Source organism: Celeribacter baekdonensis, assembly GCF_003047105.1.
GTDB lineage: Bacteria > Pseudomonadota > Alphaproteobacteria > Rhodobacterales > Rhodobacteraceae > Celeribacter > Celeribacter baekdonensis_B.
Genome location: NZ_CP028475.1, coordinates 1583165 through 1597838 on the forward strand (window position 1 = coordinate 1583165; position 14674 = coordinate 1597838).

Annotated in this window: 16 protein-coding genes and 2 pseudogenes; 11 read left to right on the forward strand and 7 right to left on the reverse strand. The window is 59.1% G+C overall.

From position 1 onward, the window contains the following. Positions 1 to 23 precede the first annotated feature (23 nt). The 5 genes and pseudogenes from radA (at position 24) to DA792_RS11270 (ending at position 4896) form a co-directional block, all read left to right on the forward strand. Positions 24 to 1394 (forward strand): DNA repair protein RadA, encoded by a 1371-nt coding sequence (radA, locus tag DA792_RS11250; RefSeq protein WP_107720020.1) that lies wholly within the window; start codon positions 24 to 26, stop codon positions 1392 to 1394. 28 nt (positions 1395 to 1422) lie between these two features. Continuing rightward, positions 1423 to 1977, forward strand: a complete 555-nt coding sequence (locus DA792_RS11255; protein ID WP_107720021.1) for a CvpA family protein — start codon at positions 1423 to 1425, stop codon at positions 1975 to 1977. 215 nt (positions 1978 to 2192) lie between these two features. Beyond that, a pseudogene (gene purF, locus DA792_RS11260) lies at positions 2193 to 3647 on the forward strand (amidophosphoribosyltransferase); the annotation flags it as partial. After that, positions 3648 to 4154 (forward strand): DUF2199 domain-containing protein, encoded by a 507-nt coding sequence (locus tag DA792_RS11265; protein ID WP_107720022.1) that lies wholly within the window; start codon positions 3648 to 3650, stop codon positions 4152 to 4154. It begins immediately after the preceding pseudogene. 73 nt (positions 4155 to 4227) lie between these two features. After that, a complete protein-coding gene (locus DA792_RS11270) occupies positions 4228 to 4896 on the forward strand; it encodes an SDR family NAD(P)-dependent oxidoreductase (protein ID WP_107720023.1) in 669 nt (222 codons plus the stop codon). 22 nt (positions 4897 to 4918) lie between these two features. Here DA792_RS11270 and DA792_RS11275 read toward each other — a convergent pair whose 3' ends face one another. Then, complete coding sequence (locus DA792_RS11275; protein ID WP_107720024.1) at positions 4919 to 5320, reverse strand: VOC family protein; 402 nt, start codon at positions 5318 to 5320, stop codon at positions 4919 to 4921. Between the two features lie 167 nt (positions 5321 to 5487). Between DA792_RS11275 and surE the strand changes: the two genes are divergently transcribed. From surE to DA792_RS23265, 4 genes are all read left to right on the forward strand, one after another. Beyond that, positions 5488 to 6279 (forward strand): 5'/3'-nucleotidase SurE, encoded by a 792-nt coding sequence (surE, locus tag DA792_RS11280; RefSeq protein ID WP_107720025.1) that lies wholly within the window; start codon positions 5488 to 5490, stop codon positions 6277 to 6279. Next, complete coding sequence (locus tag DA792_RS11285) at positions 6279 to 6920, forward strand: protein-L-isoaspartate(D-aspartate) O-methyltransferase (protein ID WP_107720026.1); 642 nt, start codon at positions 6279 to 6281, stop codon at positions 6918 to 6920. Before surE ends, DA792_RS11285 begins: the two co-directional genes overlap by 1 nt. Positions 6921 to 7025: 105 nt before the next feature. Continuing rightward, positions 7026 to 7973, forward strand: coding sequence for a LysM peptidoglycan-binding domain-containing protein (locus DA792_RS11290; RefSeq protein ID WP_368074507.1), 948 nt, complete (start codon positions 7026 to 7028; stop codon positions 7971 to 7973). Then, the gene (locus tag DA792_RS23265) at positions 7880 to 8221 is read left to right on the forward strand and encodes a murein hydrolase activator EnvC (RefSeq protein ID WP_368074508.1); all 342 of its coding nucleotides are present in this window, start codon (positions 7880 to 7882) and stop codon (positions 8219 to 8221) included. Before DA792_RS11290 ends, DA792_RS23265 begins: the two co-directional genes overlap by 94 nt. Positions 8222 to 8347: 126 nt before the next feature. Here the strand turns inward: DA792_RS23265 and DA792_RS11295 are convergent, their stop codons facing one another. The 4 genes from DA792_RS11295 to DA792_RS11310 form a co-directional block, all read right to left on the reverse strand. Next, positions 8348 to 9190, reverse strand: coding sequence for an ATP-binding protein (locus DA792_RS11295; protein WP_107720027.1), 843 nt, complete (start codon positions 9188 to 9190; stop codon positions 8348 to 8350). 11 nt (positions 9191 to 9201) lie between these two features. Then, entirely contained in the window at positions 9202 to 10095 is an 894-nt protein-coding gene (gene tatC, locus DA792_RS11300) for a twin-arginine translocase subunit TatC (protein WP_107720028.1), read from the reverse strand. Further along, positions 10092 to 10829, reverse strand: coding sequence for a Sec-independent protein translocase protein TatB (gene tatB, locus DA792_RS11305; protein WP_107720029.1), 738 nt, complete (start codon positions 10827 to 10829; stop codon positions 10092 to 10094). The genes tatC and tatB overlap by 4 nt, the downstream gene beginning before the upstream one ends. 106 nt (positions 10830 to 10935) lie before the next feature. Further along, entirely contained in the window at positions 10936 to 11151 is a 216-nt protein-coding gene (locus DA792_RS11310; protein ID WP_009570837.1) for a twin-arginine translocase TatA/TatE family subunit, read from the reverse strand. A gap of 216 nt (positions 11152 to 11367) precedes the next feature. On the opposite strand from DA792_RS11310, the gene DA792_RS11315 reads away from it, so the two are divergent. Next, complete coding sequence (locus tag DA792_RS11315) at positions 11368 to 11694, forward strand: hypothetical protein (protein WP_107720030.1); 327 nt, start codon at positions 11368 to 11370, stop codon at positions 11692 to 11694. Between the two features lie 2 nt (positions 11695 to 11696). After that, positions 11697 to 12407: a helix-turn-helix transcriptional regulator gene (locus DA792_RS11320; protein WP_107720031.1), complete on the forward strand. Its 711-nt coding sequence runs from the start codon at positions 11697 to 11699 to the stop codon at positions 12405 to 12407. 7 nt (positions 12408 to 12414) lie between these two features. On the opposite strand, the pseudogene DA792_RS11325 reads toward DA792_RS11320, so the two are convergent. Together DA792_RS11325 and DA792_RS11330 are read right to left on the reverse strand one after the other, a co-directional pair. Continuing rightward, positions 12415 to 13493 (reverse strand): annotated as a pseudogene (locus tag DA792_RS11325) (ABC transporter ATP-binding protein). Between the two features lie 80 nt (positions 13494 to 13573). Beyond that, positions 13574 to 14629, reverse strand: a complete 1056-nt coding sequence (locus tag DA792_RS11330) for a methyltransferase domain-containing protein (RefSeq protein ID WP_107720032.1) — start codon at positions 14627 to 14629, stop codon at positions 13574 to 13576. Between the last annotated feature and the right edge of the window lie 45 nt (positions 14630 to 14674).

A 14674-nucleotide genomic window follows, 5' to 3' on the forward strand; every position in this document is an offset into this window, starting at 1 on the left:
AAGAACGAGCAGGGAGCGCCAAAATGGTCAAGGCACAAAAGAATTTCGTCTGTTCCAATTGCGCGGCAGTGACGACCAAATGGTCCGGGCGCTGTGACGGCTGTGGCGAATGGAACTCCATTTCCGAGGAAAAGCCCCTATCGGCCTCGGGGCCAGCGAAAAAGACGCTGGGCGGGCTGCGCGGCAAGGAAATTCCACTCTCCGCCCTGTCCGACAAAGAAGCGCCGCCGAAACGCACCTCCTGCGGCTTGACCGAATTCGACCGGGTTTTGGGCGGAGGCTTGGTCCCGTCTTCGGCCATCTTGGTCGGCGGTGATCCGGGCATCGGCAAATCGACACTGTTGCTTCAGGCGGCGGCGAAATTTGCCATGGCGGGACTGAAGGTCATCTATATTTCCGGCGAGGAATCCGCCGCCCAAGTGCGGATGCGGGCGCAACGGTTGGGTCTTGGCAATGCGCCGGTGCGGCTCGGGGCCGAAACCAACCTGCGCGACATCTTGACGACGCTTGAGGCGGAAATGCCCGATCTGGTGATCATCGACTCGATCCAGACCATGTGGGCCGACAATGTCGAAAGCGCACCGGGATCGGTGTCGCAGGTGCGTGCGGCGGCGCATGAATTGGTGACCTTCGCCAAATCGCGCGGTGTGTCGGTGGTTTTGGTCGGCCATGTCACCAAAGACGGACAATTGGCAGGCCCGCGTGTGGTCGAGCATATGGTCGACACGGTTTTGTATTTCGAAGGCGAACGTGGTCACCATTTCCGCCTGTTGCGCGCGGTCAAAAACCGTTTTGGCCCGGCGCATGAGATTGGCGTGTTTGAAATGACCGGTGATGGCTTGCGCGAAGTGACCAACCCCTCCGCGCTCTTTCTATCCGAACGCGATCAACCAGCCCCCGGATCGGTGGTGTTTGCCGGGATTGAAGGCACGCGGCCGGTGCTGGTCGAGTTTCAGGCGCTTGTCGCCCCCTCGCCCCACGCCCAAGCCCGGCGCACGGTGGTCGGCTGGGACGGATCGCGTTTGGCGATGATCCTGGCCGTGTTGGAAAGCCGATGTGGTATTCCCTTTGCCGGGCTGGACGTTTATCTGAACGTGGCGGGCGGAATGAAAGTGTCGGAACCTGCCGCCGATCTGGCGGTGGCGGCGGCGTTGATTTCGGCCCGTGAAGATCAGGCTTTGCCAAAAGATTGTGTGGTTTTCGGGGAACTTTCGCTCTCTGGCAGCTTGCGACCCGTTGGTCAGACCGAAAACAGGTTGAAAGAAGCCAAAAAACTTGGTTTTTCATCGGCCATCGCCCCGGCCCGTTCCAAGGCTGGAGAAAAAAGCGGCATGGACGTCCGGCAGATGAGTGATCTGGTGGGGTTTGTCGGAGAGGTTTTTGGCGCGGGCTAACGCGCTCAGAGTTCAAAAGAGAGGCGCCATGGAAGGCTTTACAATCATCGACGGCATCGTCGCATTGGTCATCGTCGTATCGGCGATCCTGGCCTATTCACGCGGATTTGTGCGCGAAGGCATGGCGATTGCCGGATGGATCGTCGCCGCGGTCCTTGGCTATATGTTTGCCCCCAAGGCCGTGCCTTTGGTCAAAGAAGTGCCCTATCTTGGCGATTACATCTCTGGATCTTGCGAACTCTCGGTGATCACCGGATTTTTCGCGGTCTTCGCCGTGGCGTTGATCGTCGTGTCGATCTTTACGCCGCTGTTTTCCTCCGCCGTTCAACGTTCCGCGTTGGGGGGCGTTGATCAGGGGCTTGGGTTTCTGTTCGGTGTGATCCGCGGCATCATTTTGGTCGCCATCGCTTTGGTGATCTTTGACCGCGTCTCCACCGGCGATCCGATTGACGTTTTGGAAAACTCTCGTACCGTCAAAGTCTTTGCCCGCTCGCAAGACAAACTGGACGAGAGCCTGCCCGAGGATGCACCCGATTGGATCACCTCGCGCTATCAGTCCTTGGTCTCGACCTGTACCGAGTAAATCACCATTCCTTCGGGCGGCGCCAATCAGAGGCAGCCGCCCTTTTCATGAACCCCTACCTTGAAAGCCGTATACCCCGCCGGTCTCACGACGGAGCACAAGAAGTGATGAAATCTTTTGTGATCCTTTCGTGACACTGGGGCTGTTAGGTCTTAAAGGGTGGGACGAACCGCACAGCGTAGGATTCGGAGCTTGACCGAGATGCTCGAAATGCCCCCGCTCACCCTTTTGACGATGACAAACTCAAAGAGGAATGTGGCGTCTTTGGCGCCGTTGGCGTTGCCGATGCCGCCTCTTTTATCGCCCTTGGCCTGCATGCGCTTCAGCATCGCGGCCAAGAAGCCGGCGGGATCGTCACCTATGACAACGAGGCCGGGTTTCAGTCGGCACGCCGCTTTGGCTATGTCCGTGACAATTTCACCTCGCAAAAGGTGATGGAAACCCTGCCCGGTCCGATCGGGATCGGCCATGTTCGCTATTCCACAGCGGGCTCCAAAGGCAACACCGCGATCCGTGACGTGCAGCCGTTCTTTGGCGAATTCGCCATGGGCGGGGCCGCGATTGCCCACAACGGCAATATTACCAATGCCGTCGCCCTGCGCCGCGAGCTGATTGAACGTGGCTCGATTTTCCAATCCAGCTCGGATTCGGAATGCATCATTCACCTGATGGCCCGCTCGTTACAACGCAACATCCCTGAGCGGATGAAAGACGCGTTGCGCCGGGTTGAAGGTGCCTTTTCCGTCGTCGCCATGACCCGCACCAAACTGATCGGCGTGCGCGATCCGCGTGGCGTGCGGCCGCTGGTGTTGGGCAAAGTGGGCGACAAAGGCTATGTGCTCTCGTCTGAAACCTGTGCGCTTGACATCATCGGTGCCGAATTCGTCCGTGAGATTGAGCCCGGCGAAATGGTCGTGATCTCGGATGGCAAAGTCCAAAGTTCAAAACCGTTTGAGCCAAAGCCCTCGCGGTTCTGCATCTTTGAGCATGTGTATTTTTCCCGTCCCGACAGCATCTTAGAGGGGCGTTCCGTCTATGAGACCCGCCGTCAGATTGGTGTGGAATTGGCGATTGAAGCCCCCGTGGAGGCCGATCTGGTCTGTCCGGTGCCCGACTCCGGCACGCCCGCCGCCATCGGCTATGCGTTCCAATCCGGCATTCCCTACGGCATGGGCATCATCCGCAACCAATATATGGGGCGGACGTTTATTGAGCCCTCAGAGCAGATCCGCAACATGGGTGTGCGCCTGAAACTGAACGTCAACCGGGCGCTGATCCGCGACAAACGGATCATTCTGGTCGATGACTCTGTGGTGCGCGGCACAACTTCGCAAAAGATCAAAGACATGCTGTTGGACGCAGGGGCCGCCGAAGTCCATTTCCGCATCGCCTCGCCCCCGACCATGTGGCCCTGTTTCTACGGCGTCGACACGCCGGATCGCGACAAATTGCTGGCGGCTTACATGTCGGTCGAACAAATGCGCGTGCATTTGGGCGTCGACAGTTTGCAATTCATCTCGCTCGATGGCTTGTATCGCGCTGCGGGCGTGGCCGAAGGCCGCGACGCCGCCGCCCCGCGCTATTGCGATGCCTGTTTCTCCGGCGAATACCCGGTGGTGCCCTCCGATATGATCGACAAAGGGTTCAAACTCAAAACGGCAGCCGAATAAGTGGCCTCTATCCTCGATCTTGATCCCCGCTGGCGCGCTCTTATGGCCAAAGGCGGGGTGATTGACATTGGCTTTGATCATCCGTCTGAGTGGCCCCATGCGCCGCGAGGCGATCTGGCCTTTGTCAAAGAGGGCGCGGATCAATTGGCCTCCGAGCTCTGCCGTTTGGATGAGGCCCGGTATCTGCGCGCCACGCTCACCCTGCCCATTCGCGGGGCCGACGATGCCTTGGTGGTCGCGCTGTGGGCCGAGGTGCCGCATCCGGTGTTTTACGCCTATCTTCAACATCTTGATGGTGGTGCCCTGCCCGAGGACACGCTGGCCGGTTTGGCCAATGATCTGTCTCCTTTGGCCGCCCAAGACTGCGCCCTGACGCTGAGCTTTGGCGATGGCTCCGCACGGCCCAGCGTCACACTGACTGGCATCGCGGATATGTCCTTTGACGATCTTCTTGCGCTTTATGAGGCCAGTGGGACACTTGCGCGCGCCGAGCTGACGGCCCCTTGACCGCGCCGCAATTTCCCCGCACACATCGGTCCAAATTGGCCTTCAAACCGGCCCTGATGATTGGGAAGCAACCATGACAGACCACACAAAAGTCGCCCTCATCACCGGCGCATCGCGCGGCCTTGGCTTTTTCCTCGCCGAAGCGCTGGCACCGACCTATCACATCGTCGCCGTGGCCAAGACCACGGGCGCGCTCGAAGAGTTGGACGACCGGATCAAAGCCAAAGGCGGCGACGCCACATTGGCGCCGATGGATGTGACCAACCCGGACGCGATGGCGCATCTGTGCCGTGGGATTTATGACCGCTGGGGGCATCTTGACCTTTGGGCGCACACGGCGATTTACGCGCAACTGCTGTCGCCCGCCGATCACATCGACCCCAAAGACTTTGATCGCACCATCGGCACCAATGTGACCGCCACGGGCAAGTTGATGCCGATGATTTCACCGCTCTTGAACATGGCCCCCACCCCCGCCGACGTGCTGTTTTTCGATGATCCGCATGCGGGCGAGAAATTCTTTGGCGCGTACGGGGCCTCGAAAGCCGCGCAAATCGCTATGGCCAAAAGCTGGCAGGCCGAGGTCGCACATGTCGAAAAAGCGCCGCGCATTCATGTGCTGTCGCCGCGCCCAATGCCGACCGGCACCCGCGCGCGGTTTTTCCCCGGCGAAGACAAAGCTCCACTGACCCATCCGCGCGACGAAGCCCCGCGTTTGCTCAAAGAGATCGGGCTACTCTAACGCCTCTGATGACGGCCACGGATTACAAAGGCGCGAACAGGTCGATTTTGTAGCCATCCGGGTCCGCCACCGTGGCGTAGCGTTGGCCCCAAAACGCGTCCCAAGGGGCGTCCACCACCGCGAACCCGGCGCTTGCAATCTCACCCGCCACCCGGTCCACCTCGGACGGGGTGGCGCAGAGCATGGCAAAGGCTGAATGGTTCGCAGGTCGTGGTTTGTCCCCGATCAGGGTTTCCGACAAGCTGGCCGCGTCGATCATCAATCGCACCGACCCCGGCGCTGTGTTGGGTTCAACGTGATCGGTGTTGGTCTCAACGCCCTCGAAATCAAACCCCAATAGGCGATAAAACGCCACAGAGCGCGCCATGTCAGTGGCGGTCACGGCGATGGCATCAAGCACGGGACGCGGGGCAGCTAAAGACATACTCTCTCCAATTTACAAAAAGCGTACCACGGCCCCTTTTGAAATCAGGTTTTTGCCGAAACGCCATAAATATCAGGGCTGCGGCGGGCCACTGACCTTGCCGCGATTCCGAGCCTGCTTTAAGGAGGAACGGAAGACAAGTGCCATTCAGACCAAAGGGCCCCTCCATGCGCATCCTGATCACCAACGATGACGGCATCAATGCGCCGGGCCTCAAAACGCTTGAGGCCATCGCCCATACGGTTGCCGGTCCCGAAGGCGAGGTCTGGGTCGTCGCGCCCGCGTTTGAACAATCCGGCGTCGCGCATTGCATTTCCTATTCCCATCCGACGATGATCACCGAACTTGCCCCGCGCCGCTGGGCCGCCGAAGGCTCGCCTGCCGATTGCGTTTTGGCCGGGCTGCATGACATCTTGCCCGAACGGCCGGATTTGGTGCTCTCTGGCGTCAACCGGGGCAACAATGCGGGCGAAAACGTGATGTACTCCGGCACGATTGGCGGCGCGATGGAGGCGGCATTGCAAGGTGTGAAAGCCATCGCCCTGTCGCAATTCTTTGGGCCAAAAAATGCCGGTCTTGAGGATATGTTTGAAAGTGCGGCTCTGCATGGCGCCGATGTTGTCACCACATTGCTGACCCAGGCACCCTGGGGGACGGGCGATGATTACTCTTTGTTTTACAACGTGAATTTTCCACCCCTGCCCGCCGCTGAGACCAAAGGCATCACCATTTGCCGCCAAGGTCGCCGCAACACGCCGGGTTTTGGCATCGAAGGCCAAGTCTCCCCCACCGGGCGGCGGTTTTTGTGGGTCCGTGGGTCCGAACAATCGGTCGACACCGGCCCCGGCACTGATGTGACGGCCAATTTGTCCGGCCATATTTCGATCACGCCGATGCGTGCCGATCTGACCGCACATGACATGCTCAACGGCCTCGCGGCCTTGGAAAAAAGCCTCTGATGACCATGAACCCCGAAGCGCAAATGCAGTTCCTCTACACCCTCCGATCCAAGGGGGTGACCGATGGGCGCACGCTTCAGGCCATGGAAAAAATCGACCGCGGCGGCTTTGTCAAAGGCCTGTTTGCGACCCGTGCCTATGAGGACATGCCGCTGCCCATCGCCTGCGGCCAAACGATTTCGCAACCCTCCGTGGTTGGCCTGATGACGCAAGCGCTCAATGTGCAACCGCGCGACAAGGTGTTGGAAGTGGGCACAGGCTCCGGCTATCAAGCCGCGATCCTCAGCCAACTGGCCCGCCGCGTTTATACCGTGGATCGCTACCTGCGCCTTGTGCGCGAAGCTCAGGTGGTGTTTGACAGCCTCGGCATCGTCAACATCACCGCAATGGCCATTGATGGCAGCCATGGCTTGCCTGACCAGGCACCGTTTGATCGCATTCTTGTGACCGCCGCCGCAGAGGACCCTCCCGGCCCGCTCTTGGCGCAGCTCAAAACAGGCGGTATCATGGTTTTACCGGTGGGGCAGTCGGACACGGTCCAAAGCCTTATCAAAGTGACACGCACCGAAACGGGGTTTGACTATGAAGAACTCCGCTCTGTGCGCTTTGTGCCCCTCGTCGAGGGGATGGGCCAAGAGTAATGAGGCCAACAGTGAACGAGCCCTCCGATCAAGAGGGGGTGACAGGGGCGGCCAGGGGGCCAATCTCCAACAGAGGGCAAAGCCCAAGGATTTGAGGACAGAGCCATGACGATTTCATCTATGGTACAGATGCGTGGACAGGCGCAAAACGGCATGCGGGCGATTTTGCTGGGATCAGCGCTTTTGGCGCTCACAGCCTGTGACAAACCGCTCGATTTTGATATGCGCGGCATCACCGATGCCTTTTCGACGGCACCCGCCGCCAATGAGGCCAGAACAGCCGCCAAACCTGTGCCAAATGCGCAGGGCGTGATTTCCTATCCGAATTACCAAGTGGTCGTGGCCAAACGCGGCGACACTATGGCCTCTGTGGCCGCGCGTGTTGGCCTGCCCGCCGCTGAATTGGCCCGCTACAACGGCATCAGCGACGACGTCACCCTGCGCCCCGGCGAAGTGATCGCCCTGCCCCGCCGTGTCGGCGAAGGCCAGTCCGCCGTGACCCCAACCGGCACCATCGCCACGGGCGAGCGCATCGACATTGCGGCTTTGGCAGATGAGGCCATCACCGATGCCGAAACCAAAACATCCCCCACGCCGATTGCGCAGAGCACCCCCTCCGAACCAGTGGCTGGTATGGAACCGATCCGGCACCAAGTTCAGCGCGGCGAAACCGCCTATTCCATCGCCCGCAAATATGGCGTGTCGGTGCGCGCGTTGGCCGATTGGAATGGGCTTGGCTCAGACCTTGCCGTCACGGAGGGCCGCTACCTTTTGATCCCGGTCAAAACCTCTGATGGCGTCTCCGCAGCCGCCACCACGACCGAACCCGGCAAAGGGTCGGCCACCCCCACGCCGCCTTCGGCCGCAGCCCCCTGCCCGATCCAGACTTGGCCAAACCGGCCCCTGCGGTCACCAAACCGGCAGCGGACCTTGGCGCGACCCAGACCTCGACATCCGAAATGGCCAAACCGGTTTCCGGTGCGATCATCCGTGATTACGACAAGACCAAATCGAAATTCATCCTGTTTTCCGCCCCCGCAGGCACGCCCGTAAAAGCGGCCAAGGACGGCACGGTCAAATTGATCTCGACCAACGCCGATGGGGTAAAAATCATGGTGGTCGATCACGGCGATGGCCTTCAAACCGCCTATAGCTTTATCGACAGCATTTCGGTGAAAAAAGGCGACAGCGTCAAACGCGGTCAAACCATCGCCAAGGTGACAGCCAACGAGTTTAACGCATTGCAATTCATGGTCTTTAAGGGCACGCAAACCGTTGATCCGACGCCCTATCTGAACTGACCGGGTGAGCGTTTCTCACCGTGCATAAACCAAACAGGCCGCGCAGAGAGAGGCGCGGCCCGTTTCGCTTAGGCCCAAACGGCAGCACCGATGCCCCATGCGTATTCCCGAGAGGTAAAGGCTCGCTTACCCAAGCGCAACGCCTGTGCGCCCGGCCAAATCGGTGAAATACTGCCACGCCACCCGACCAGAGCGCGCGCCGCGCGTGGCTTGCCATTCAACGGCCTCTGCGCGCAGCGTATCGTCGTCAATCTCGACCCCATAGGCATCGCAATAGCCCCGGATCATCGTCAAATATTCATCCTGCGAACAGGGATGGAAGCCCAGCCAGAGACCAAAGCGATCCGAAAGCGAGACCTTTTCCTCCACGGCCTCTGAGGGGTTGATGGCCGAAGAGCGTTCGTTTTCAATCATATCGCGCGGCATCAGGTGGCGGCGATTAGAGGTGGCATAGAACAACACATTGTCCGGGCGGCCCTCAATGCCACCATCCAACACGGCTTTGAGCGATTTGTAATGCTCATCATCATGACTAAAGGACAGATCGTCACAAAACAGCAAAAACCGATGCTCAGAGCCGCGCAAAAGCGCCAGCAACCGCGAGACAGAGCCAAGATCTTCGCGCTGCATTTCGACGATTTTAAGGTCCAATCCACCAGCCACCACAGCCGCATGAACCGACTTCACCAGCGAAGATTTCCCCATCCCCCGTGCGCCCCACAACAGCGCGTTGTTGGCCGATAGGCCGCGCGCGAATTGGCGGGTGTTCTCAAGCAAAGTGTCACGCGGCCGATCCACGCCGACGAGCAGCGACAAATCGACCCGCGACACGTTTTGAACCGGCATCAACGCGTCCGGTTCTGTGTGCCAAACATAGGCATCGGCCGTTTCGAAATCCGGGGCGGCCAAGGGCGCGGGGGCCATGCGCTCCAAGGCCTCCGCAATCCGTTTGAGGGTCTTTTTGCTCATGGAAACCTCATTTATTTATCGTCGTCAAACTCGCCGAACAGATCTTCATCCTCGTCCAACACGCCTGCGGCGCGCAGCTCTTCGGTGCGTTTCTTTTCAACACGGGCGACGAGGAAGATGGAGATTTCGTAAAGCCCGTAGACCACGACGAACAAGATCAATTGCGTCGTCACATCCGGCGGCGTGACCAAGGCGGCAACGGTCAAAATGCCCACGACCGCATATTTGCGGGTCGAACGCAGGCCGTGCGCCGTGGCCAATCCGGCCTTGCCCATCAGGGTCAACAGCACCGGAAGCTGAAAACACAGCCCAAAGGCCACGATCATTTTCAACGTGATATCAAGGCTCTCATTCACCTTACCGTTGAAGACGATGTCGATGCCTGTGTCCTTGGTCGCGGTCGCCACATCGCCACCATTGGCCACAAGCGCGCCAACAAAGGAGGGCAGATCGGCAAAGCCCAAAAAGAACGTCATCGCCAGCGGCACAACCACATATTGCGCGAAGGCTGCGCCCATGAGGAACAACACCGGGGAGGCGATGAGAAAAGGCAAAAACGCATTCTTTTCATTGCGATACAGCCCCGGCGCGACAAAGCGCCAAAGTTGATAGGCGATCACCGGGAAAGACAGCGCCAACCCGCCAACCATGGAGATACGGATCAGGGTAAAGAAATATTCCTGTGGTGCTGTGTATTGCATCACCGGGTTCGGATTGCCCAAGGCGCGCATGGATTTTTCGATCGGGATCAGCAGGAAATCAAGGATCGGACTGGCCACGGCAAAACAGATCACCATGCCAACGACAAAGGCCAAAGCCGCCCGGATCAACCGGGTGCGCAACTCGGCCAGATGTTCGATCAACGGTGCGGAGCTGTCTTCGATATCGCTGTCAGTGTGGCTCATGCCTCGCCCTCATTCGATGCGGTCGTCTTGGCCGGCTTGGCGGTTTTGGCCGCGGCTTTTTTAGGGGCGGCTTTGGAGGTCGCTGGCTTTTTTGCTGTTGCGGGTTTGGCCGCAGTTGGCTTGGCCGTCCCTTTGGCCGCCGTCGCCTTAGCTGTTGGCTTCTTCGCGGCGGGTTTCTTTGCGGCGGGTGTCTTCGTTGCCGCTGTCTTCGTTGCCGGTGTCTTCGTTGCCGGTGTCTTCACCGCAGCCGCGGTCACGGGAGCCGCAACAGCCTTTGCCTCAGCCGCCTCAGCCGCTTTGCGTTCGGTCGCTTTCTTTGCCGCATTCTCCGAGATTTTCTTGGCCATATCGGCCCGTTCGGGGCTGAGTTCATCCTTTTGCAACGCCGTCGTTTTTGGCGCAGCCTTGCCATCGGAGGCCTTCATCGGGTCCCATTTTTCAAAGGTCGATGCCGCCTCATTGAGCTTGTCCAACCCGAATTTCTTTGGGTTTGTCGCACCTTTGAAGGCGTCCGACGCCTCTTTGAGCCCAGTCTCATCGGCAGCACTTTCCATCGCCCGCGAAAACTCCCGCGCCATGGATTTGGCCCGCGCCGTGAACCGTCCGAGCGTTCGGAACATCCCCGGCAGGTCCTTTGGGCCGACGACGATCAACGCCACGACCCCGATGACCAAAAGTTCTGACATGCCCATGTCAAAGAAGAGCGGAATGGACGGCATCACGATAGCACTCATGCGCACACGCCTTTTTCACAAAAACCCAAAAGAAGCGGATCGTCCTGGCGCACACGCGCGACCCAGATCCGGCGAAGGCGAGACAGGTCTCGCCCAAAGACAGGGCTTAGACCTTGTCTTTTTCTTCTTCGGGCGTGACGTCTTTGGCGACCTGTGCGGCCTCGTCTTCGATCTCTTTGGTGCCTTCAGAGACGCCTTTTTTGAAAGACGTGATGCCTTTGCCGACTTCGCCCATCAGGCCGGAAATCTTGCCTCGGCCAAACAGGACCAAAACGACGACAGCGATAAGCAGGAGGCCGGGAAGGCCGATATTGTTGAGCATGTGGTTCTCCATCGGTGCGGGCGATGCGCCCGGTGATCAAATCTCGCGAGGATTAGGATTAGGCAGCTCTGCGGCCGAGGAAAAGGCCAAAACGACGGATTCCCCCCCGATGCACAACATTGGCGCGGTGGGCGGGGGTGGAAAAACGCTACTGACAGGTTTATGTCAGTTGAAACAGCCCATGGTGACGGTGTTGAAACTCGAATCGGAGACATCATGTCTGATATTCAAATCATTGAAACTGTTACCTTCCGCACCCTTGCCGGGGTGAGCGACACCGCTCTCACAACGGTGGCCAAGGGCCTGGACGTCTATCTGGATCGGTGCGAGGGCTTTCGCGCCCGCACCCTGTACAAAGATGCAGGCGGGCTTTGGCATGAACACTATGTCTGGGCCAATGAGGCGGCTGCCAAGGCGGCGGATGCCGGATTTATGGCCGCCCCTGAGGCACAGGCGTTCATGGCGCTGGTGGACCGTGACACGGTGATCATGGGCCACGCCCCGATCACCCTTGCGCGCATCTCCTCGCCTGAGGCGGCATAAACATGGCAGGCGGTCGCAAACAAACCGGTATCCGGCGCAGCGACCGCCTGTTTGATCTCATTCAAATTCTACGCGACGGACAGCTCCACAAAGGCCATGAATTGGCCGCAAAACTTGAGGTCTCTGAACGCACGATTTGGCGCGACATGGCCACGCTGCGCGCCTCGGGTGTGCCCGTCGAAGGCGAGCGCGGTGTGGGCTACATGGTCACCTCTCCGATCACCTTGCCGCCGATGAACCTAAGCATGGGAGAATTGGAGGCGCTGCATTTGGCAGTGGCGATTTTGAGCGAGGCGACCGACCCGGAACTGGCGCGAAACGCCCAAAGCCTTGCGGCCAAGATCGACGCCGTATTGCCCGAAAACTCCGGCCCGCCCAGTGCGGGTTGGGGCTTTGCCGTGTTTCCCTTTGCCGATGCCGCCGCCGGATTTCGCCATATGCCCGGATTGCGTGAGGCGGTGCGGGAGAAAAAGCGGCTGCGGATCACCTACAACGCCCTTGACGATCAGACCAGCACCCGCGTCATCCGCCCGCTTCAGCTTGAATATTGGGGCCGGGTTTGGACCCTGTCGGCGTGGTGTGAAACGCGGCAGGATTTTCGGGTGTTTCGGGTGGATCGGATTGAACGGGTGATCGACACCGGCGCGCGGTTCGTCGATGAGCCGGGGAAAACGCTTGCAGCGTTTATCGCCCTGCAAAAGGCCAAATGTTAACCAAATATTAGGAGGCGACCGGGAAGACGAAACACCGATCCCGGCGCATCATCAGCCACATCGGCGTGCCCGGTTTGGGCAAAAACACCGAGGGCACCGTGGCTTTCAACATCGAGCCGTCAAAATCCATCCGAAATTCCACAAGGCTCTCCCGCCCCATGAACCGAGCACGTTCGACAATGGCGCGCGCGGGTGCGCCGTCTTGTGGCGTGGGATTGGGGCCGCGCCCGTCGCGATCAAAGTCGATGCGCAGGTGTTGTGGCCGAATGACAATCTCAACCTCTGTGCCATCCGGGCGCGGTGGACACAGGAATTCGCCAAAGGCGGTGGTCACGGCCATATTGCGCACCTTGCCGTGGATCACATTGATGTCGCTAAAAAACGCGGCCGCCTGACGGTCGACCGGAGCGTTGTAAATATTATAGGGCGCGCCTTGCTGGACGATCTTGCCGTCCCGCATCAGGGCGATTTCATCGGCCATCCGCATCGCCTCATGTGGCTCGTGGGTGACCAGAAGCACCGCGGTGTTTTCGGCCTTGAGAACATCCAGAGTGCTGTCGCGGATCTCGTCTTTGAGGCGCTCATCAAGGCCGGAAAACGGCTCATCCATCAACATGATCGACGGGCGTGGCGCCAGCGCCCGCGCCAAGGCGATCCGTTGCTGTTCGCCCCCGATAATTCATGTGGGTATTTGTCGATCGCGCGCAAAAGATCGACCTTTTCAAGCAATTCACGCACCCGCGCTCTTTTGCTCGATTTGTCGCCTTTTAACCCAAAGGCGATGTTGTCTTTGACCGACAAATGCGGGAAAAGTGCAAAGTCTTGGAACATCAAACCGATAGAACGCCGCTCGGGCGGCACTCGAAACCGGGTGTCACAGACCAAGTTCCCATCGACATAAATTTCGCCCGTATTCTGCATATCGACCCCCGCGATGATCCGCAGCGTCGTCGATTTGCCGCACCCAGAGGGGCCCAAAAGACAGGTCACCTGCCCCGGCATAACCGTGAGCGACACGTCAGACACCACCTCGCGCCCCTCAAAGGTGCGGGTGATGTTGCGGATTTCTAACCGGGGGGTGGTCACGGGATCAGTCACAGGGTCAATTGCGCATTTTGGGTTTGTCTGACGAAAATTCTAAGATTCTCTATCAGCCCAAACCCGCCTTAGCAACAGGAGGACGCGGGGGCCTCCGCATCGCTTGCGGCCAAACTGTCAAACGGACTTGTCCCGCCACATCCCGCAAACAGGCCGAAATGGGTTGAAAAATCGCCAATAAAGTCAAAATGTGGCGCAAATCGCGTGTCTTTGAGCATTTTGAACGTGTTGCCACAGACCGGAAACACCCGCCCTGTGTCCATCACATGCCCCGCATCCAACGCAAAGCCGTGTGGCGCACCGGGCACAGTGCCTTTGTAGATCACCGCCTGACCATAGTCCTCGCACTCCGGCTCCAAGTCGAGTTTGAACAGGCGGTAGGTGGCGGACATGAATTGAATAGGCGCAACTTTCGCCCCCAATTCCGCATTTTCCACCGTCAAAGCCCGATGGGAGACCCGGCGCGGATCGGCAAACCCGGCAGCCCGGGCCATATGTTCGAAATCAGTCCAATAGAGCGCGCCGGAGAGGCATTCGCCATACAGCACCGGATCGGCCCGCAGCGCCTCAGGCACGCGACGGTCGGCATAAACGTCGGAAAAATACATCTCCCCGCCCGGCTTCAACAACCGATAGGCCTCACGCAGCACGGCGGGTTTATCCATCGTAAGGTTCAACACGCAATTGGAAACGATGATGTCAAAAGACCCCGCGTCCAGCGGCAACGCCTCAAGTTTTTCGATATAGCCCTCATAAAACGCCACGTTTGAGGCGGCATAGCCAAAGGCCTTGGCGTGATAGTCCTGATGGGCACGGGCCACGGCCAATTGTTCTTCGGTCATATCAACACCGGCGACAAACCCGGCCTCGCCCACCATCTGAGCCAGCGCATAGACATCGCGCCCGGCGCCACAGCCGAGATCCAAAACCCGTGTGCCTTCAAGCACATCCGGGGCAATCAGACCGCAACCATAATAGCGCGTGAGCACATCGTCATGAATGTTGGACAGCGCCTTTTTGAGCGTGTCGGGCATGTCCCCCGCCGTACAACAGGCGTTGGTTTTCAAATCCGAACTGCCCTGAAGCACCTTGCCGTAATAGTCCTGAACATCTGCGTGGCTCATGCTGGTCTCCCCTATTGTCGTGCGCCTAGAGTTCTTGGCTCACGG